General features: G+C 66.7%; 26 protein-coding genes. 5 read left to right on the forward strand and 21 right to left on the reverse strand.

All coding sequences use genetic code 11. From position 1 onward, the window contains the following. Positions 1-37: 37 nt before the first annotated feature. Genes NCO8_RS21150 through NCO8_RS21170 form a run of 5 tightly spaced genes read right to left on the reverse strand, consistent with a single transcriptional unit; the run spans position 38 to position 2,892 of the window. Entirely contained in the window at positions 38-619 is a 582-nt protein-coding gene (locus tag NCO8_RS21150) for a Clp protease N-terminal domain-containing protein (RefSeq protein ID WP_067641890.1), read from the reverse strand. Further along, on the reverse strand, positions 619-840 hold the full coding sequence (locus tag NCO8_RS21155; RefSeq protein WP_067484990.1) for a hypothetical protein: 222 nt from the start codon (positions 838-840) through the stop codon (positions 619-621). The genes NCO8_RS21150 and NCO8_RS21155 overlap by 1 nt, the downstream gene beginning before the upstream one ends. Positions 841-895: 55 nt before the next feature. Continuing rightward, on the reverse strand, positions 896-1,438 hold the full coding sequence (locus NCO8_RS21160; protein ID WP_067641891.1) for a dihydrofolate reductase family protein: 543 nt from the start codon (positions 1,436-1,438) through the stop codon (positions 896-898). 57 nt (positions 1,439-1,495) lie between these two features. Further along, on the reverse strand, positions 1,496-2,581 hold the full coding sequence (gene cds1 / locus NCO8_RS21165) for an L-cysteine desulfhydrase Cds1 (RefSeq protein WP_067484984.1): 1,086 nt from the start codon (positions 2,579-2,581) through the stop codon (positions 1,496-1,498). After that, positions 2,578-2,892 carry a DUF4229 domain-containing protein gene (locus tag NCO8_RS21170; RefSeq protein WP_067641892.1) on the reverse strand — a complete coding sequence of 105 codons (315 nt, stop codon included), beginning with the start codon at positions 2,890-2,892 and terminating at the stop codon, positions 2,578-2,580. The genes cds1 and NCO8_RS21170 overlap by 4 nt, the downstream gene beginning before the upstream one ends. 153 nt (positions 2,893-3,045) lie before the next feature. Between NCO8_RS21170 and NCO8_RS21175 the strand changes: the two genes are divergently transcribed. The 4 genes from NCO8_RS21175 to NCO8_RS21190 all read left to right on the forward strand — a co-directional run bounded on the left by NCO8_RS21175 (position 3,046) and on the right by NCO8_RS21190 (position 4,813). After that, a complete protein-coding gene (locus tag NCO8_RS21175) occupies positions 3,046-3,255 on the forward strand; it encodes a BldC family transcriptional regulator (protein WP_019049435.1) in 210 nt (69 codons plus the stop codon). A gap of 112 nt (positions 3,256-3,367) precedes the next feature. After that, positions 3,368-3,559 (forward strand): hypothetical protein, encoded by a 192-nt coding sequence (locus NCO8_RS21180; RefSeq protein ID WP_067485864.1) that lies wholly within the window; start codon positions 3,368-3,370, stop codon positions 3,557-3,559. 56 nt (positions 3,560-3,615) lie between these two features. Next, positions 3,616-4,266 carry a hypothetical protein gene (locus NCO8_RS21185; RefSeq protein ID WP_067484979.1) on the forward strand — a complete coding sequence of 217 codons (651 nt, stop codon included), beginning with the start codon at positions 3,616-3,618 and terminating at the stop codon, positions 4,264-4,266. Between the two features lie 106 nt (positions 4,267-4,372). Beyond that, positions 4,373-4,813 carry an SgcJ/EcaC family oxidoreductase gene (locus NCO8_RS21190; protein WP_067484976.1) on the forward strand — a complete coding sequence of 147 codons (441 nt, stop codon included), beginning with the start codon at positions 4,373-4,375 and terminating at the stop codon, positions 4,811-4,813. An 8-nt stretch (positions 4,814-4,821) separates the two neighbouring features. Here NCO8_RS21190 and NCO8_RS21195 read toward each other — a convergent pair whose 3' ends face one another. From NCO8_RS21195 to NCO8_RS31890, 8 genes are all read right to left on the reverse strand, one after another. Next, positions 4,822-5,235 (reverse strand): DUF4189 domain-containing protein, encoded by a 414-nt coding sequence (locus NCO8_RS21195; protein ID WP_067641893.1) that lies wholly within the window; start codon positions 5,233-5,235, stop codon positions 4,822-4,824. Between the two features lie 549 nt (positions 5,236-5,784). Continuing rightward, positions 5,785-6,558 carry an ATP-grasp domain-containing protein gene (locus NCO8_RS21200; protein WP_067641894.1) on the reverse strand — a complete coding sequence of 258 codons (774 nt, stop codon included), beginning with the start codon at positions 6,556-6,558 and terminating at the stop codon, positions 5,785-5,787. Between the two features lie 68 nt (positions 6,559-6,626). Then, positions 6,627-7,364, reverse strand: coding sequence for an ATP-grasp domain-containing protein (locus tag NCO8_RS21205; RefSeq protein WP_167353318.1), 738 nt, complete (start codon positions 7,362-7,364; stop codon positions 6,627-6,629). Between the two features lie 146 nt (positions 7,365-7,510). After that, positions 7,511-7,723, reverse strand: coding sequence for a hypothetical protein (locus NCO8_RS21210; protein ID WP_067641896.1), 213 nt, complete (start codon positions 7,721-7,723; stop codon positions 7,511-7,513). 129 nt (positions 7,724-7,852) lie between these two features. Continuing rightward, positions 7,853-8,524 carry a cation efflux transmembrane domain-containing protein gene (locus NCO8_RS21215; RefSeq protein ID WP_067642098.1) on the reverse strand — a complete coding sequence of 224 codons (672 nt, stop codon included), beginning with the start codon at positions 8,522-8,524 and terminating at the stop codon, positions 7,853-7,855. Then, positions 8,524-8,868, reverse strand: coding sequence for an ArsR/SmtB family transcription factor (locus NCO8_RS21220; RefSeq protein WP_210740173.1), 345 nt, complete (start codon positions 8,866-8,868; stop codon positions 8,524-8,526). Before NCO8_RS21220 ends, NCO8_RS21215 begins: the two co-directional genes overlap by 1 nt. A gap of 28 nt (positions 8,869-8,896) precedes the next feature. Next, complete coding sequence (locus NCO8_RS21225; protein ID WP_067641897.1) at positions 8,897-9,406, reverse strand: hypothetical protein; 510 nt, start codon at positions 9,404-9,406, stop codon at positions 8,897-8,899. Next, a complete protein-coding gene (locus tag NCO8_RS31890; protein ID WP_067641898.1) occupies positions 9,370-9,699 on the reverse strand; it encodes a hypothetical protein in 330 nt (109 codons plus the stop codon). The genes NCO8_RS21225 and NCO8_RS31890 overlap by 37 nt, the downstream gene beginning before the upstream one ends. Before the next feature lie 68 nt (positions 9,700-9,767). Here NCO8_RS31890 and NCO8_RS21235 point away from each other — a divergent pair, with 68 nt between their 5' ends. Continuing rightward, positions 9,768-10,214 carry a hypothetical protein gene (locus tag NCO8_RS21235; RefSeq protein WP_067641899.1) on the forward strand — a complete coding sequence of 149 codons (447 nt, stop codon included), beginning with the start codon at positions 9,768-9,770 and terminating at the stop codon, positions 10,212-10,214. A 29-nt stretch (positions 10,215-10,243) separates the two neighbouring features. Here the strand turns inward: NCO8_RS21235 and ccsB are convergent, their stop codons facing one another. The 8 genes from ccsB to NCO8_RS21270 all read right to left on the reverse strand — a co-directional run bounded on the left by ccsB (position 10,244) and on the right by NCO8_RS21270 (position 16,988). Further along, a complete protein-coding gene (gene ccsB, locus NCO8_RS21240) occupies positions 10,244-11,197 on the reverse strand; it encodes a c-type cytochrome biogenesis protein CcsB (RefSeq protein WP_067641900.1) in 954 nt (317 codons plus the stop codon). A gap of 37 nt (positions 11,198-11,234) precedes the next feature. After that, complete coding sequence (gene resB, locus NCO8_RS21245) at positions 11,235-12,860, reverse strand: cytochrome c biogenesis protein ResB (RefSeq protein WP_067641901.1); 1,626 nt, start codon at positions 12,858-12,860, stop codon at positions 11,235-11,237. Further along, a complete protein-coding gene (locus NCO8_RS21250) occupies positions 12,860-13,672 on the reverse strand; it encodes a cytochrome c biogenesis CcdA family protein (RefSeq protein ID WP_067641902.1) in 813 nt (270 codons plus the stop codon). The genes resB and NCO8_RS21250 overlap by 1 nt, the downstream gene beginning before the upstream one ends. Beyond that, positions 13,672-13,899 carry a hypothetical protein gene (locus tag NCO8_RS31500; RefSeq protein WP_133733852.1) on the reverse strand — a complete coding sequence of 76 codons (228 nt, stop codon included), beginning with the start codon at positions 13,897-13,899 and terminating at the stop codon, positions 13,672-13,674. Before NCO8_RS31500 ends, NCO8_RS21250 begins: the two co-directional genes overlap by 1 nt. Then, positions 13,896-14,537, reverse strand: a complete 642-nt coding sequence (locus NCO8_RS21255; protein WP_067484954.1) for a TlpA disulfide reductase family protein — start codon at positions 14,535-14,537, stop codon at positions 13,896-13,898. The genes NCO8_RS31500 and NCO8_RS21255 overlap by 4 nt, the downstream gene beginning before the upstream one ends. Beyond that, entirely contained in the window at positions 14,534-15,265 is a 732-nt protein-coding gene (locus NCO8_RS21260; protein ID WP_376739935.1) for a histidine phosphatase family protein, read from the reverse strand. The genes NCO8_RS21255 and NCO8_RS21260 overlap by 4 nt, the downstream gene beginning before the upstream one ends. Beyond that, positions 15,262-16,608: a glutamate-1-semialdehyde 2,1-aminomutase gene (gene hemL, locus NCO8_RS21265; RefSeq protein WP_067641903.1), complete on the reverse strand. Its 1,347-nt coding sequence runs from the start codon at positions 16,606-16,608 to the stop codon at positions 15,262-15,264. Before hemL ends, NCO8_RS21260 begins: the two co-directional genes overlap by 4 nt. A 164-nt stretch (positions 16,609-16,772) precedes the next feature. Next, positions 16,773-16,988, reverse strand: a complete 216-nt coding sequence (locus tag NCO8_RS21270; protein ID WP_067641904.1) for a hypothetical protein — start codon at positions 16,986-16,988, stop codon at positions 16,773-16,775. Positions 16,989-17,011: the final 23 nt, after the last annotated feature.

The raw sequence follows: 17,011 nt of genomic DNA on the forward strand, positions 1-17,011 counted from the left end.
CGAAATCGGACATCGCGGTGTGTCCGGCGCGGCAAGTTCAGGCGGCGCGGTCGAGCATTCGGTGGATGTCCTCGCGCAGCATCGCGATGCCGTCGCTGCCGCCGAGCAGATCGGCCTGCGCCGGATCGACGCTGCGGAGAATGCCGAGCAACAGGTGGGCGGTGCCGATCTCGCGGTCCTTGCGGCGCAGCGCCTCGCGCAGGGCGAGCTCGAGGGACTTCTTTGCGGGCGCCGAGAACGGGATGTGGCCCCAGTTGGCACCCTTCACGCGGCCGAAGATCCCGCGCTTGGGTTCGGGTTCGGCCTGATCCCACGCCTGCGGGCCGAAGTTCTCGATGACGCTGGCCCGCACCGCGTCGAGGTCGATGCCGATGGAGCGCAGCGCCTCCGCGTCGTCGGCGCCGAGCGGGGTTTCGTTCGCCCGTGCGGCGAGCGTGGAGCGCACGCCCTCGGCGGTGATGCCGTCGGCGTCGAGAACCGCGCGCAGCGGCGGCTCGGCGTTGGTCAGCACGCCGAGCAGGACGTGTTCGGGTCCGATTCGCTGGGCGCCCAGTTCCTTGGCTTCTTCCTGAGCCAGGACAACGGCCACCTTGGCGCCTTTGGTGAATTTCTCGAACATCAGCGGGTGCCACCCTTCCGGTTGTGTTTCTGATGCACCGCTTGCTTGCTCACCTCGAGCGCGTCGGCAATCGCCTGCCACGACCAGCCGTTGGCGCGGGCGTTGGCCACCTGGATGGTTTCGAGCCGGTCGGCCAGTCTGCGCAGGGCGAGCACCGCGCGCAGACCGACCGAGGGATCGGGATTGCCCGCTGCGGCGGCGAGCGTGGTTGCGTCGGTCATGCTGTCAATTTTGATTGACGATCCAGATGTTGTCAACAAAAATTGACGACCGGTGTCAGCTCAATCGGTACACGAGCTTGGCGAACTGCCCCAAGCGCTCCACCTCGACGAGTCGCATCCGGTCGGCCAGAATGCGGCGCGGGAGTACGGGCGCGCCGCCACCGAGAGTCACCGGCGCGACGCCGACGATCACCTCGTCGAGCAGCCCGGCATCGGCGAACTGTCCGGCGAGGTCGCCACCACCCATCACCCAGATGTCGCGACTCCCGGCAGCCTCGGTCATCTGCTCGTGGACCGGGCCGACCTCACCCGCGACGAAACGCACGTTCGCACCGGGCAGCCGGGGCAGCTCCCGGTGGGTGAACACCCAGGTCGGCAGGTCGCCGTACTCGTCGTGCCAGCTCTCGGGCGGGTTGTTGTTCGCCATCCACTCGTAGGTGGTCGACCCGAGACACATGGCGCCGACGCCTTCCAGGAAAACGCCGACATCCCCGGTGGCCGGATCGGCATCGGCTACCGCCATCAGCCAATCCAGCGAATTGTCGGGGTCGGCGATGTAGCCGTCGAGACTGGAAGCCGTGTAATAGGTCGTCGTCATGAACACCGATCCTGACAGTGAAACCTGCCATCCACTGTCAAGGTTCGGTGTGGGAAATCAGCCGGTCCAGCGCCCCGTCGCGGCGAATTCGGCGAGAACGGCGCTCGGTCCGGTCAGATCGAGGCGCTGACCCTCGACCCAGGCATCGTCGAAGTAGGTACCGGCGTAGCGGTCACCGCCGTCGCACAGCAGGGTGACGACACTGCCGCTGCGTCCGGCCGCGAGCAGTTCGGCGACCAGGTGGAACGCACCCCACAGATTGGTCCCCGTCGAGCCGCCCACACGGCGGCCGAGGGCGGTGCTCGCGTGCCGGGTGGCCGCGATCGAGGCCGCGTCGGGCACCACGATCATGCGGTCCACGACCTGACCGATGAACGACGGCTCCACCCGTGGGCGGCCGATTCCCTCGATGCGCGAAGGCATTCCGGTCTCGTACCCGGCGTCGCCGGTCTCGTAACCGCCGTAGAATGCGGAGTTCTCCGGGTCGACCACGGCCAGGCGCGTGGGGTGCCTGCGGTAGCGGATGTAGCGGCCGATCGTCGCGCTCGTGCCACCGGTGCCGGCGCCGACCACGATCCACTCCGGGATCGGATGCTGTTCCAAAGCCAGCTGCTGGAAGATGGATTCGGCGATGTTGTTGTTGCCGCGCCAGTCCGTCGCCCGTTCGGCGTGGGTGAACTGGTCCATGAAGTGCCCGCCCGATTCGGCGGCCAGCCGCTTGGCCTCGGAGTACATCTCCGGCGGCCGCTCGACGAAATGGCAACGGCCGCCCTGTGCTTCGATCAGCGCGATCTTCTGCGGCGACGTACTCGCCGGCATCACCGCCACGAAATCGAGCCCGAGCAGCTTGGCGAAATACGCCTCGCTCACCGCCGTCGACCCCGACGACGCCTCGACCACCGTCGTCCCCTCGGTGACCCAGCCGTTGCAGATCGCGTACAGGAACAGCGATCTGGCCAAGCGGTGCTTGAGACTGCCCGTGATGTGGGTGGATTCGTCCTTGAGATACAGCTGCACCGGCCAGTCGGCGGGCAGCGGGTAGCGCAACAGGTGGGTGTCGGCGGAACGCTGGGCGTCGGCGTCGATCAGCCGCACCGCGTTGTCGACCCAGTCACGCGGTGCGCTGCGGTCGAGGTACTTCACGCGTCGTCGTCACCCCGCAGACGAGCCCGCAGCTGCGCCTTGTCCTGGCGGCGGCGCTCGTCGACGACGGCGATGTCCTCGTTCACCTTCATGCGCAGTTTCTTGAACAGGGTCAGCGACAGCGGCATCGCGACGATCAGCGCGAACAGGGCCGCTACGATGATCGGCACCTCGACCCCGATGAGCTTGGCGACGCCGACGATCAACGCGGCGATCACCACGACAAGCCCGAGCCGGGCCAGCGTGTAGAGGGCAAGGTTGCGGGCCAGCCGCTTCCCCGCAGAACCTTGCTGACCAGTTGCTTCACTCACCTTGACAGGGTAACCCCGGCGCGCGCGGCCCCGTTCGCGGCATTTGTCTATTACTTCCCCTTTACCAACTGTAGGTGGTTCGACTACGTGGGGGTCGCAGTGCGACGATGGCGCCATCTGATGAGGGAACTGTCGAGAACGGAGAGGTTAGCTATGACTGCGATCACCGTCGGCGGCCAGGACACTCTGCTGACACCAGGCCAAGTGGCCGCAATGTTCCACGTAGACCCGAAGACCGTTACTCGGTGGGCCCATGCGGGCAGGCTCGGTTCGCTGCGCACGCCGGGCGGACACCGCCGATTCCGCGAGTCCGAGGTTCTGCAGCTGCTCAAATCGCTCACCACCGAGGCAGCCCCCCGCTGACCTCACCGGCGGCGCGAGCCGGTTCGGCTCGCGTTTGCCGGGAATTTCCCTTCCGTTGCCGATGTGCACACGGTGCGGACACGGCTACCCTCGATAGCAGGAGGTGAGCGACGTGACGTACCTGTTGGCACTCATCGCGATCGTGGCCATCGCGGTGCTGTGCTGGAAGGCGTTCGGCCCCGAACGCCCGAGCCCGAATCCCGGCCCGGCCGCACGCAGGCCGATCCTCGGTCCGGACGACGACCCGGAATTCCTGTGGCGGCTCCGCAAGCAACCGCGCGACGATTCCGGTCCCGAGGCGTGAGCTGACCCACATACCCCCCATTGCGCACGAAACAGCTGGGTAGATAACGTATTCCGGTGATCGATGTGCAGCAGGCTTCCATCCCGACCACTTGGCGCGCGGCCGACGGCAGCGCCGTGACGTTCACCGAGGCGCGGTCGGCGTGGACACGCGCGGCACACGACGTGCTTGCCGCCACCGCGTCGCGCTTCAACAACTTCATCGTCAATACCGAGCTGGCCGAATTGGTGCAGGAAGAGTCCGGTATCCGCACCCAGGTGAAGTGGCAGCACTGGCTGCCGGTCGTGCTCGACCGGGTCGCCGAATACTGTCACAACAACAACGAGCCGCCGCTGAGCGCGCTGTGTGTGCGCCGCAACCAGACCGTCGGCACCGGCTACCGCTACATCCTCGAACTCGCCGGCCTGCCCATCCCCGACGACCTCGAGATGCACGCGGCCGCCGCCCGCTGGCAGTGCTACCAGCACTACGCCACCGACCTCCCCGCCGACGGCGGCCTGCCGACCCTCCCCCCGAAGGTCGCCGCGATCCGCCAGCGCACCTCCCAGGACCTGGCGACCACCGAGGCCGCGGAAGCCGCCGAAGCCAAGCGCACCGCCTCCTCCCGCCCCAGCGTCACCACCCCCAAGCCCGAACCGGTCCGCAAACCGGTCTGCCTGAACTGCCACGTGGAACTCCCGGCCAACAAGATCTGCTACTACTGCTGATCGCACCGACCACTGCCCGGATGCTCACCCGAGCACCCGGGCACAGTTGTCTCCGGCCCCGCCACACTTGACCTCAACCGAAGTTGAGCAAATAGCGTCCGGACCTATGAACACGATGCAACCGCCGGTGGTCGATGACGACACCGTGGACCACACCGCCGATATCGCCGCGATCCGCCGGATCGTCGCCGATACCCAGACCGCGTACAACACCAACGATGCCGAGTTGATGACGGCACCGTTCGCCGCGAACGCCGTCGTGGGTAATGCGGTCGGCATGGTGCTGCGTGGGCGCGATGCGCTGCTCGATGCCAATCGACGGGGCTTGGCCGGATTTCTCGCCGACGAGTACGTCCGGTACGACGTCACCGACATCACCTTCCTGCGCCCCGATGTCGCCATCGCGCACAAGGAAGCCCGGGCCACTACCGCCGACGGCACGCTGATCGACACCGACCCTGCCATGGTCGCCCTGTACGTGCTGGTCAAGGAGAACGATCGGTGGTGGGTGTCGGCCCGCCAGAACACCCTCGTTCCGGCTTCCTGATCGCGGCACTACACGCCGCTGCAGACCGTCTTCATCACCATCACCGGACCCGGCCCGATCTTCGCCGCAGCGGCGATCGCGGCCGCTTCGGCCTCCTCGGCCGTCGGGGCGACCCGGGCGCGGAAGTCCCCGTCGCGCCCGGCCCCGCCAGCATTCACCATGTTCCTCGCCAACGACACACATTCGTCGACGAATCGGGCGACGACTTCACAGTTCGGCCGGTGGCACAGCTCCCGCGCGGCTTCCTCCGCAGCCTCCCAGCTCGGATAGTTCACCGCCGAGATCAGATGCGACGAATCGGCCCGATCCATCGTGACAACCCCGTAGTACCGCCCGCCCTCCCCCGGTTCGGCCGCCGCCGCCCCGGCACCCGCGACAACCATCGCCACAGCGGCCAACACCATCGAAATCTGCTTCCCCACGGGGCCCTCCAGTCGATCATCGACTCCTGCCGAGCCGAACCGGACAGCATGACCCGCCCGGCGATCAACGTCAACTCGGTTGCAGCACAAGGGGGTTCACAGCAGCACACCGAGCCAACCGAGCTCAGGAAAAACCGGGCTCGGCGCCGGTGACAGTGCCCGACCACGACCTGACAGCGGCTCCTCACCGAGAGGCCGGGGACGTTCAGGAGCCTTGCCTGAAGGTCAGACGCAGGTCGGCATCCCCATGAGCATGCTCGTGCCGGTGGACAGGCATCGCAGCAGCAGGCCGGGAAGGGCCGCCGAACCCGAATCCGGATCTGCGGAGGCAGTCATCGGGCCGGCCGATCCGGAATCGGTGGCCACCGGGCTCGGGGTCGCGACGGGCGAAGCTGTCGCAGTACCAGCCAGCCCAACGCCCAACGAAATCGCAACAGCAGCAACCACACTCAGACGACGCATTTCTTCAACCTCTCGAACACCGATAGATACCGCAGACGGTAATGCCGATGAGCAAAAGTGAAACGCCCCCACTTCCGTGGGCTCGCGTCACACCTCCGCGCGGTCAAGTGCCTCGGCTTCCATAGACGCGATGAAGTCCGCGACGTTCGAGCCATAGATGCCCCAGCTATTGACGCCGCCGAGCTCTACGAGGCGAAGCACGCCATCCGGGCAGACGCCTACGTCGACCGTGACCATATTGGAGCCGTGCACGAGCATGCGCCTCGCCGCAGCCTCCGCGAAAGCGCGCACGTGGTCGGGGACCGGAGCATACGGTTCCAGGGGGTACGAACTTCCGCAGAAGAAGCGGCCGTTGCGGCAGAAGCAGCGGTACTCATTCTCGAAGTTCACGACTTCCGACACCACGACGAGTTCGTGCTTGTGCTTGTCGTACAGGTCGCCCCACCGATCCAGCTCGGCAATCGGATGAACGGCCGCGGGAAAGAGTTTGAAGTTCGTGTCGCTGCGGAGAAAGACGCGATCGCTGCCGAACATGCGTCGCAAGGGAAGGTCGGGAAGCGCCGAGAACGGCACAAGAATGGCGGTGCGGCCGAGAAGGTCGTATACGTGCGGGTAGTACGACGAGCAGCGCAGCGTCGGGTAGTCGTCGAATACCGCGTCACCGAGGTGCGGATGCCGACGCAGGTGCGTCATTGTCGGCATCGTCCCGTAGCCGACGACCGGGCGCGCGTCGGGCACGACAGGCCAACGGCCCATCATGACGTCATGACTGTGCACGATCACGGGATTGTCCAGGGCAGCCGCGACAACGGCCGATCCAGGGAATTCGTCGTGGTGGTCGATGAGCCAACGCGGTCGCACGGTTCGACGCTACTCGCGGTCGATGCCGTCGAATATGTTGCGGGCCAATGTCCGTACCGTCTCGCCGTTCACTCGAGACGAGCAGCAGGCCTGGTCCATTCCGCGTCACACTCGGCTGGTTCTCCTGGTACGCAACCTCTTTCGAGAACCTCGAGGACCTTGTGGGGATCGCAGCCGTATACCCCGGCACCGAAAGCGCAGTTGGCTTCGACGATTGCCCAACCACGCCCCTCGATCAGACCGACATCGATGACGATCGACGGTGGAACGGGTACTTCGGTGACCAACTCTTCGATACACGTTTGGACTGCGGTCACTTCCGATGGCGCAACAGGCCAGCTGCCGTTCTCGGCGCGGGCGGGCTCACCGTTGCGGAGGTAAGGCGACATCGTCAGTACCGCACCGTCTTTGACGAAGCAGCGGAATTCCGCGCGCCATTCGACAGGCTCCGCCATGAATACCAGCGTGTCGTCGGGGCACGCTTTCGGCGGTGGCAGACCGATCCCGTTGCGATAGACCGCGCCCGCGAATCCTTTGCGGCCGTCTGCGGGTTTGACGAACACCGGGTCGGCATGGCGGCGAGCCTCACCAAGGGTGGAGATCTGAATTTGTCGCTGCAGTAGGGATTTCGGCAGATTCGGCAGCCAGTCGTCCGGGGCGTCGAGCAAGGTGATGCCGAGCTGTGCTGCGATCACCTCGGCGAACATCGTCTCGCCGTAGATGGCTGTCGCGACCGTGTCTTCAGGCACGCGCCAATTCGTCAGCCGGACGACATTCCACCCTGCGCGAATTGCGGCGGCCCGCATGACGCGCGAGTCCTCGGAATAGCGGGGCGAAAGGATCAGAGTCGACATTTCTACAGATCATCCACTACGGGCGTCCCGGAACAGACAGGATCCGGGGTGGACCGGCGGCGAGATCCCCGCAGCTATGGGATGTCGGCCGACTCGATTCAGGATGCTGTCGGGCCGGCGCTCAGTGTGGACGAGCCGAGGCTCAGCAATTGCAGGAGGTTCTGGATGAAGTCGCACCCGCCCGGTGCTCCGATCGGGTACTCGACGCACGCGGCAATAGGGGCAACGGGCTGAGTGGCGGCTTGGGCGGGGCCGACCGGTGCCAGCATCAGCGCGCCGACCAACGTAGCCACCGCGAAAGATCTAGTCATCGAGAATCCTTACCGCGCCGAGTTTCGAACTGCCCACTGCCGAGCAGGCTATTGAGGTGCCGGCGCAACCACGAGACCCCGCTTCCGTGGTCTGTGGCTCGAAGCATCTGTATGAGCGGAATTCTCGGATCAGTCACAGCAAGCGCAGTCGTGATCGCTCGTACTCGCGACAACGGGTACCGGACAGCAGGTGTCACCCCGCCACGCGTCGAGACCTTCCTTGACCGCGATCGCGGCGATGACAAGGCCGGCGATGGGGTCGGCCCACGACCACCCGAACAGGCTGTTGAGCAACAGTCCGACCAGCAGCACCGCCGAGAGATAAGTGCACAGCAAGGTCTGCTTGGAATCGGCGACCGCGGAGACCGATCCGAGTTCGCGGCCGGCGCGGCGCTGGGCCCACGACAGCACCGGCATCACCGCCAGGCTCACCGCCGCCAGCGTGATCCCGATCGGGGAAGGCCGGGCTTCGCCGGCGCCGAGCAACCCACGGATCGAATCGACGGTGACATAGAGAGCCAGGGCGAAGAATGAGAACGCGATGATCCGCAGCGCGATCTTCTCGCGCTTCTCCGGGTCCCGGCCTGCGAACTGCCAAGCGACTGCGGCAGCAGAGGACACCTCGATGATCGAGTCCAAGCCGAATCCGATCAGCGCGGCCGACGAAGCGCGAGCGCCCTCGGTCAAGGCGATGATCGCTTCGATGACGTTGTAGGTGATGGTGGCCGCGACGAACCAGCGGATCCGGCGCGCCAGCAAGGCCCGGCGCTGCGTCGAGGCCGCGGACACCGAGGAAGACATCAGCAGCACTCTTGCGTAGCCGAGTCCGGACAGCAGGCCGGATCCACGGCCAGCACCAGGCCGGTCAGGTCGTCCAGGGCCCGACCGATGCGCGCGTCGGCCAGCTCATAACGCGAGCGCCGCCCCTCCGGCACCGCGACCACGAGCCCACACCCGCGCAGGCAGGCCAGGTGATTGGACAGGATCTGACGCGACACCCCTATACGTTCGGCCAGGTCCGAGGGGTACGCAGGAGCTTCACGCAGGCTCAGCAAGATCTGTGTGCGAGTGGCGTCGGAGAGCGCGTGCCCGAAGCGTGCCAGCGCGTCACGACGAATCAGAGTATCCACACGTCGACAGTACATCGAAATCTGTATTCATAAAATAATGAATTTAGGCCGCGATGCGCACGACGACCACAGTCTTGTCATCGTGGCGTTTGGCCCGAGGAAGTGCCTGGCCGTCCGGGTCGGTTTCGGCCTCCCAGATGTGCACATCACGAAGCAGTTGTTCGAGCTGTTGCGTGGACATGTTCGCGACTTCGGGCCAGGTCACCCCGAGCGAAGGAACGAGATCGAAGGCGCCGTCGGTGGCAGCGATGATCCACGCGACCTCATCACGTGGATACCGAAAACACAGAGCATGTTCGGCCACGCGGGGATCGGCTTCGGCAATCCAGTAACCGTCCGGGCGGTTGCGCTGCGCCCGTTCGGCGACCTGAAGCTCCTGCAAAATTTTCTGGTGGCGCCCGCTGTAGCCCTGTCCGTCGGCCAGAAAGCGGCGGAACAGGTCTGCCTCCGGCAGCTGCAATCGCGGCAGCCGATCGTCGGTGTGCACGTTCACCGCACCGGTGCGGAGCCCCATGATCACCGACGAGTCACCCAGCACCAGCACATCGACCACGTCGGGTTCGGTCCGAACGAGGGCGACAGTGCTCGACGGCGCAACCCCGGCTCGATACCGAGCAGGTCCACAGCCCTCGCGATCGACCGCGCGAGAATCTCGGCCAACGATGACGATTCACCGATCGACCGCGCGAGATCCGCGGCGAGAAAGTCGACATACGCACCTGCGGAGGGCATCGCCGGATCATGAGCCGTAGCACCGTCGAGAACGATCACCGCACCGTCGGTAACCACCAAACGGTCCTCGTCCGAGCCGGCAGGCAGTTGCGCGGATTCGACGGTTGTCCCCATACGTCCACAGAGTACGGGCACGCGGCAATCCACTTCCAGGATCAGCGAGCACCGGATACGGTCACGCCGTGACCAGCGAGATCAGTTTCGATTACCAGCCGGGATCGCTCGACCGTGCCGACGTCCACCGAATCATGCCCCGCATCGACAGCGTCCCCCTGATCGATCTCGTCGACACCTTCGAAATCGGTGCCGGTATGGAGCCTTCCGGTGACATGTACGGTGGCCTCGCGCCCCAATTCTTCCGGTTCGACTCGGCGACAGAGCATTTCCACGGATCCCGCAAGCCTCGAAAGACCCCCGTTCTCGCGTGCAGTTGCGGGGAAGTCGGCTGTTGGCCGCTATTCACCCGAATCAGCCTGACCGGTGACCTCGTCGTCTGGGACCACTTCGAGCAGCCTCATCGCCCCACCCGCGACTACAGCGCGCTCGGCCCGTTCCTCTTCGACCGCATCCGGTACGACGCAGCTGTCCAGGACCTCGACACAGCAATCGAGTCCCACAAAGTGAGTTGAGCACAGCCCCAACGCACTGGCAGAAGCGGTTAGTTCAGACCCGCATAGCTGTGCAGACCCGAGATCACCATGTTGATGATGAAAAGGTTGAACAGCATTGCCACGAACCCGGCGATGTTGATCCACGCGGCCTTGGTGTCTCGCCAGCCCGATGTGGCGCGGGCATGGAGGTAGGCCGCGTAGAGAACCCAGGCGATGAAGGAGCAGGTTTCCTTCGGGTCCCAGCCCCAGAAGCGGCCCCAGGCGGCTTCTGCCCAAATCGCACCTAGGATGACGCCTGCGCCGAAGAGGGGGAAGCCGATGATGGTGGTTTTGTAGGCGAGTTGGTCGAGGGTGCGGGCGTCGGGGAGGCGGCGGGCGATGGTGCCGAAGATGTTCGAGGACTCTTCGCCTGCCGGTTGGCGCATGCGGTAGAGGTAGAGGAGGCTGGCGACGCCCGAGACCAGGAAGACGCCGCTGCCGACGCTCACGATGGTGACGTGGATGGGCAGCCAGAACGAGCGAAGGGCGGGGACGACGGGGGCGGCGTCGGCGTAGAGGACGGTGCCCGCGAGGAACATCAGGATCAGCACGGGTACGAGCAGGAACGCCCACATCGCGCGGAAACGCTGGTCGCGCAGGAAGATCAGGCCGATCACCACGGCGGCCGCGGTGGCCATGGTGGTGAACTCGTACATGTTGCCGAGCGGGAAACGGTGGGTGGCGAAGCCGCGCAGCACGATCGAGGCGATGTGCAGGACCGCACCCACCGAGAGCACGGAGAACGCCATGTCACCGAAGCGTTCGGCGCGCGACTTCGCCTCGGGCATCGCGATCCGACCGGGCAGGGACGGATCGACGGGGCCGTGGTCGCGCGCGGCGACCTGCTTGGCACGGGCCGAGGCGTACTGCACGATCAGCAGCACCGTCGCCAGGGTGTAGACGGCGATCGCCGACATGAACGAATAGTCGCTGTAGCGTGCCAGCGTTTCGTCGATCGGCATCAGAACTCCGCCTCGATGTCGCGTGCGCTCGTCCGCATCACTTCTCCGCTCCCAGCAACCGTGCCCGCAGTCGATCGAATTCGCCGCCCCAGCCAGCTTGATCGCTTCTGGCGAGGCCGCCCATCTCTACTACGGTTCGTCGTTGATCCACGGTACCTGCCCCGGGGTCGGCGGGGTACGCCCGGATCCAGATCCGGCGTCGTTTCACCAGCAGCGAAACCAGCAGACCGGCCATCATGGTCAGCGCGCTCACCAGCACCCACTGCTGGGCGGGGTCGTGCGAGACCTGCAGGTTCACGAATTCCTCGGCGCCGTCGAAGGTCACCTTGGTGCCGTTGGGCAGGGTGGTCGACTCGCCGGGACGCAGGTTGACGCGCGCTTCCTTGGTGAGCCGTCCCTGCTTCACCATCTCCGGGTCCAGTGCGAACAGCGACTGCGAACGGCCGGTGTCCAGACCGGTGTTGCCCCGGTAGATGTCGACCGCGACGGCCGGATCGTCCATCTTCGGGAACGACGACGTGAGCAGACTTCCGTGGAACATCGCGGTCGGCGCGAAGAGACCTTCGATGGCGATCTGGTTCTGGCGGCGTTCCTCCTCGGTGGCGTACATGCCGCCGGGCGGGTCGATGCGCAGCACACCGCTGGACAGGAAGGTCTGGGCGTCGTCGGGCCGCCACTGGATGGTCTCGGTGCGGGTCTGCCCGTTCGGGAAGGTGACGGTGAACGTCGGCGCGAAACCGTGCCCCTGCAGGTAGACGCGATCACCGGCGACGCGCAACGGGTGATTCACCCGCAGCTCGGTGCTGCGCCACGTATCGGTGGTCAGGTCCTCGCCCGCCTGGTAGTCGATGTTCGAGGTGAACATCTCGGCCTGACCGGTGGGCAGGTAATCGGCCTTGAAGTCCTTGACCTTCACGCACAGCGGGGTCATCCCGGTGCCGTCGTTGACATTGCCCGCCCGGAACGAGTCGAACACCGCGGGCGAGGTGGTGCAGAAACCGGGACCACCGTTGGCGATCACGATGACATTGCCCTCGTACCCGAACAGCTTGCCGAGCGCGATCGCGACCAACAGCCCAACCAGCGACAGATGGAACACGAGGTTGCCGAATTCGCGCAGATAGCCCTTTTCGGCGGAAATCGTCATCTCGCCGTCGCGGTTGCCCGGACGGACCTCGGTACGCCAGCCGCGCAACTGTTCGCGCGCCTGCTCGATCACGGTGTCGGCGTCACGATCGACGGTCTCGTCGAAATGATGCGGCAGCCGCCCGAGGTTGCGCGGGGCGGCGACGGGCGGGGTGCGCAGCGCTTTGTAGTGGTCCCAGCAGCGCGGCAGGATGCAGCCGACCAGCGAGATGAACAGCAGCACGTAGATGGCGGTGAACCAGAAACTGCCGAACACGTCGAACAGTTCGAACCGGTCCATCCACGGGCCGAGTGTCGGCCGGTCGGCGATGTACTGGTCGACCTTCTGCGCGTTCAGGCTGCGCTGCGGCAGCAGCGCGCCGGGAATGGCGGCCAGGGCGAGCAGGAACAGCAGAACCAGCGCGGTGCGCATGCTGGTCAGGCCACGCCACGTGTTGCGGACCAGCGCCCAGGCGCGACCGGGTAGCGACTGGCGGGGCGGGGCGGAGGCAGCGGGGGGAGTCAGTGTGTCAGTCATCAGATCGGCAGGGTCACCTCGGAGACGAACCCGTCACGCACCCAGCCGACGAACTGATCCCACGCCCCCGTGACCAGCGCGACGCCGACGGCGACGAGCAGAACACCCCCGACTACCTGAATGGTGCGCGAATTGCGCCGCAGCCAGCCCACCCCACGCAGCGCGCCCGCCGACCCGAAAGCCAGCACGACGAACGGCAAGCCGAGGCCGAGGCAGTACGCCACGATCAGCACCACACCGCGCGCGGCGGTTGTGCCCTCGGTACCTGCCGACACCGCCATCACTCCCGACAGCGTCGGGCCGAGGCACGGCGTCCAGCCGAGCGCGAACACCCCGCCGAGCAGGGGCGCGCCGACGATGCTGGTGAACCGGCGCGGTTCCATCCGCGTATCGCGCTGCAACGCGGGCACCAGGCCGATGAAGACCAGACCCATCAGGATCGTCACCACACCACCGATGCGCTGCAGCAGTTCGCGGTTGACGTTGAGCGTCTGGATCACGCCGAAAACAGTGGCCGTGGCCAGCACGAACACCACCGTGAACCCGGCGACGAACAGCCCGGCGGCACCGGCGACCCGCAGCTTCGCGCTACGGCGCTGCTCGGTGAGCGTGGCGACCTGGGCGGTCGAGGCAGGCGGCGCCTCGGCACCGACCAGGCCGGCCAGATACGACAGGTAGCCGGGCACGAGCGGCACGACACACGGTGAAGCGAACGACACCAGGCCCGCGAGCAGACAGGCACCCAGCGCCAACAGCAACGGTCCCGATGCCGCGGTCTGCTGGAACGAGTCCCCGACTGCGGCGAGAACCATCACTCGGAGGTGTCCTCGTCACGCTGCTCGTCGCGGGGCAACGACAGGGTGCGCTCGGTCTCGGCCGGCTCGACCGGACCGAACTCGAACAGGCCCGCACCGGCGACGCTGCGCGGGACGGTGGCGATGCCCGCCCAACGATCATCGACGGTCCACCCCGCTCCCATGCGGCGGGCACCCTGGCGGGGGCGACACGCGGTCAGATTTCCGGGACGACGACGACTCACTGCTTCTCCTCGAGGGCGAGTTGCTCGACCACGGGCTGCAGGTCTTCGGCCAGTAGCGAGCGAAGGAAGACCGCGGCGACCCGGTGCTGACGATCCAGGATCAACGTGGTCGGGATAACACTGGTTGGGAAATTTCCGCCGAGGGCGAGCAAGGTTCGCATCGACGGGTCGTAGATGGACGGATACGCGATCTTGTTGTCCACCACGAAGTCCTGGGCTTTGTCACGCTGGTGGTCGCGCACATTGATGCCCAGGAATGCGACGCCCTTGTCCTTGGTCGCCGCGTACACCTTCTCGAGCGCGGGTGACTCGGCGCGGCACGGGCCGCACCACTGTCCCCACAGATTCACGACCACGACCTGACCGGGGAAATCATCGACCGAAACGGTCTTTCCCTCGTTCATCAGGTCGGGCCCCGCGAGCGTACCGATCGTGCCGCGCGTGGCGGGCGGATCGTATCTGATATCAGTCTTACCACCGGGCGACACGAATTCGAACGTGCCGCCGCCGGTGGCCACCGCATCGGTACCGGTCGAACAGCCCGCCGCGGCCACGACGACCAGCAGGGCGGACAGGACGGCGGTCAGCGCCCGCAGCCGATGGCCACGGGCGTTACCCGATGCGGTGCGTAGCTTCATGCGCCGTGAACCGACGGATCCGACGCGCCGGCGGGCTCGGAGTAGACGATGTCGACCAGCGTGTCGCCGTGGTAGACCAGCGAGGTCAGCGAGGCGAGCGAGCACTGGCGGTTGCGTGGGTCGTGCCAGAGGCGCTGACCCTGCAGGAAACGGCGCAGCGTCCACACGGGCAGTTGATGCGACACCAGCACCACCTCGCGGCCCGCTGCCTCGACGCGCGCCTTGTTCACGGCGGCGAGCATGCGATGCGCGATCTGCAGGTACGGCTCGCCCCACGACGGGGTGAACGGGTCGCGCAGCTTCCACCAGTGCCTCGGCTTGCGCAGCGCGCCGTCACCCACCGACACGCGAAGGCCCTCGAAGGTGTTGCCCGCTTCGATCAGGTTCTCGTCGGTACGCACGATGAGGTCGTGGGCGGCCGCGATCGGGGCGGCGGTCTCCTGTGCGCGCTGCAACGGCGACGCGATCACCAGGGAGATGTCGTGGTCGGACAGCGAACGGGCCACCGCGGCGGCCTGCGAACGACCGGTCACCGACAGGCTGAAACCGGGCAGGCGGCCGTAGAGGATGCCGTTGGGGTTGTGCACCTCGCCGTGGCGCAGTACGTGGACGATGGTTTCCACGCTCGACGGATCGTGGTCGAGACCGGGCGGGGCGGCGGCGGGCGCCGGGTTCGGCGCTTCGTCGGCGACGGGGGTGGGGAGTGCGTCGGGCTGGTCGGAGCTCACGCTTGCGATCCTTCGGGGGTGGCGGCCGCGGCCGCGTGGGCGGCGGCGGGCAGAGCGGCGGCGATACGGTCGAACGCGTCCTCGTCGAGCGCCGCGGAGACGAACCATGCCTCGAACGCGCTCGGCGGCGCGTACACACCCGCGTCGAGCAGGGCGTGGAAGAAGGCGGGGTAACGCCAGGTCTGACTCGCCTTGGCGGCGGCATAGTCGGTGACCGGGCGATCGGCGAAGAACACGCTCACCATATTGCCTGCGAACTGCACCTGATGCTCCACCCCGGCTTCGGTGAGCGCTTTCGCGAAGAGGCCGCCGAGCCGATCGGCGTTGCGGTCGAGCGCCGCGTACACCTCGTCGTCGGCCGCGCGCAGCGTCGCCAGGCCCGCAGCGACGGCGACCGGGTTACCCGACAGCGTGCCCGCCTGATAGACCGGGCCGAGGGGGGCGAGGTTGTTCATGATCTCGGCGCGGCCACCGAACGCGGCGGCGGGCAGGCCACCGCTCATCACCTTGCCGAACGTGTAGAGGTCACCGGCCACGCCTTCGCGGCCGTACCAACCCGAGGCGCTCACCCGGAAGCCGGTCATGACCTCGTCCATGACGAGCAGAGCGCCGTTGTCGTGTGCCAGCGTGCGCAGGCCCTCGTTGAAACCGGGCAGCGGGGCGACGGCACCCATGTTGCCCGCGGCGGCTTCGGTGATGACGCAGGCGATCTGGCCGGAGTGCGCTTCGAAGGCGGCGGCGACGGCGGCGAGGTCGTTGTAGGGCAGCACGATGGTGTCGGCGGCCTGGGCACCGGTGACACCCGGCGAGGTCGGCAGGCCGAGCGTCGCCACGCCCGAGCCCGCGTCGGCCAGCAGGGCGTCGACGTGGCCGTGGTAGCAGCCGGAGAACTTGATGATCTTGGAGCGCCCGGTGAAGCCGCGCGCCAGCCGGACCGCGCTCATCGTCGCCTCGGTGCCGGAGTTGACCAGGCGCACCCGCTCCACGGGTTCCACGCGGGCGGCGATGGCCTCGGCCAGTTCGATCTCGGCCTCGGTGGGCGCGCCGAACGACAGTCCGCCGGTAGCGGCCCGCTGCACCGCCTCGACGACGGCGGGGTGGGCGTGTCCGAGGATCATCGGGCCCCACGAACACACCAGGTCGACGTACTCGTTGCCGTCGGCGTCGACGAGGGTGTAGCCGTTGGCCGAGGAGATGAACCGAGGCGTGCCGCCGACCGAATTGAACGCACGGACCGGGGAATTGACACCACCCGGGATCACCGAGGCCGCCCGCTCGAAGAGCTGGGCGGAAATCGGTACCTGCGACGAACTGGCCGTGGTCGCGCGCGGAGAAGAACTCACGAATTCCAGTGTCTCAGCTCGCCTCGGCACGCCGGACGACAGGGTGGAGCACAGTGACCCAGACCGCAGCGACCCACCGACGACACGCCCGACACGCCGCGATGCCGACGGCTACCGCGCCCGGCTACAGCAGGTCGCGGCGCACGTCGGCGTCGAAAGACGTACTAGGTGTACATGCAGGGCACGTCGGCCGAGATGGTGTGCAGCTGACACATGATGCCGTTGTAGATACCGCTCGAACCGGTCTCCGGGGCGAAGCCGCCCGCGGCGGGGTCCGCGACCATCGGGGTGAGCGGCAGACCGGCCTCGGCCTGAGCGGGCGCGGCGAGCGCGATCGTGGCGACTGCGACGGCGAATATCCCCGCGGTGAACTTGGTCATCGAGTTTCCTCCTGGTGGGCCCG

Source organism: Nocardia coubleae NBRC 108252, assembly GCF_001612805.1.
Classification (GTDB): Bacteria; Actinomycetota; Actinomycetes; order Mycobacteriales; family Mycobacteriaceae; genus Nocardia; species Nocardia coubleae.

What these genes read in the sequence shown, in the direction of transcription:
- NCO8_RS21150 (WP_067641890.1), bottom strand. Translation starts at nt 619, where the DNA reads ATGTTCGAGAAATTCACCAAAGGCGCCAAGGTGGCCGTTGTCCTGGCT.
- NCO8_RS21250 (WP_067641902.1), bottom strand. Translation starts at nt 13,672, where the DNA reads ATGGTTCTCGCCGCAGTCGGGGACTCGTTCCAGCAGACCGCGGCATCG.
- NCO8_RS31890 (WP_067641898.1), bottom strand. Translation starts at nt 9,699, where the DNA reads ATGGGGACAACCGTCGAATCCGCGCAACTGCCTGCCGGCTCGGACGAG.
- NCO8_RS21160 (WP_067641891.1), bottom strand. Translation starts at nt 1,438, where the DNA reads ATGACGACGACCTATTACACGGCTTCCAGTCTCGACGGCTACATCGCC.
- NCO8_RS21220 (WP_210740173.1), bottom strand. Translation starts at nt 8,868, where the DNA reads ATGTACTGTCGACGTGTGGATACTCTGATTCGTCGTGACGCGCTGGCA.
- NCO8_RS21210 (WP_067641896.1), bottom strand. Translation starts at nt 7,723, where the DNA reads ATGACTAGATCTTTCGCGGTGGCTACGTTGGTCGGCGCGCTGATGCTG.
- NCO8_RS21215 (WP_067642098.1), bottom strand. Translation starts at nt 8,524, where the DNA reads ATGTCTTCCTCGGTGTCCGCGGCCTCGACGCAGCGCCGGGCCTTGCTG.
- resB (WP_067641901.1), bottom strand. Translation starts at nt 12,860, where the DNA reads ATGACTGACACACTGACTCCCCCCGCTGCCTCCGCCCCGCCCCGCCAG.
- NCO8_RS21155 (WP_067484990.1), bottom strand. Translation starts at nt 840, where the DNA reads ATGACCGACGCAACCACGCTCGCCGCCGCAGCGGGCAATCCCGATCCC.
- NCO8_RS21255 (WP_067484954.1), bottom strand. Translation starts at nt 14,537, where the DNA reads ATGAAGCTACGCACCGCATCGGGTAACGCCCGTGGCCATCGGCTGCGG.
- NCO8_RS21175 (WP_019049435.1), top strand. Translation starts at nt 3,046, where the DNA reads ATGACTGCGATCACCGTCGGCGGCCAGGACACTCTGCTGACACCAGGC.
- NCO8_RS21270 (WP_067641904.1), bottom strand. Translation starts at nt 16,988, where the DNA reads ATGACCAAGTTCACCGCGGGGATATTCGCCGTCGCAGTCGCCACGATC.
- NCO8_RS21205 (WP_167353318.1), bottom strand. Translation starts at nt 7,364, where the DNA reads ATGCGGGCCGCCGCAATTCGCGCAGGGTGGAATGTCGTCCGGCTGACG.
- NCO8_RS21190 (WP_067484976.1), top strand. Translation starts at nt 4,373, where the DNA reads ATGAACACGATGCAACCGCCGGTGGTCGATGACGACACCGTGGACCAC.
- ccsB (WP_067641900.1), bottom strand. Translation starts at nt 11,197, where the DNA reads ATGCCGATCGACGAAACGCTGGCACGCTACAGCGACTATTCGTTCATG.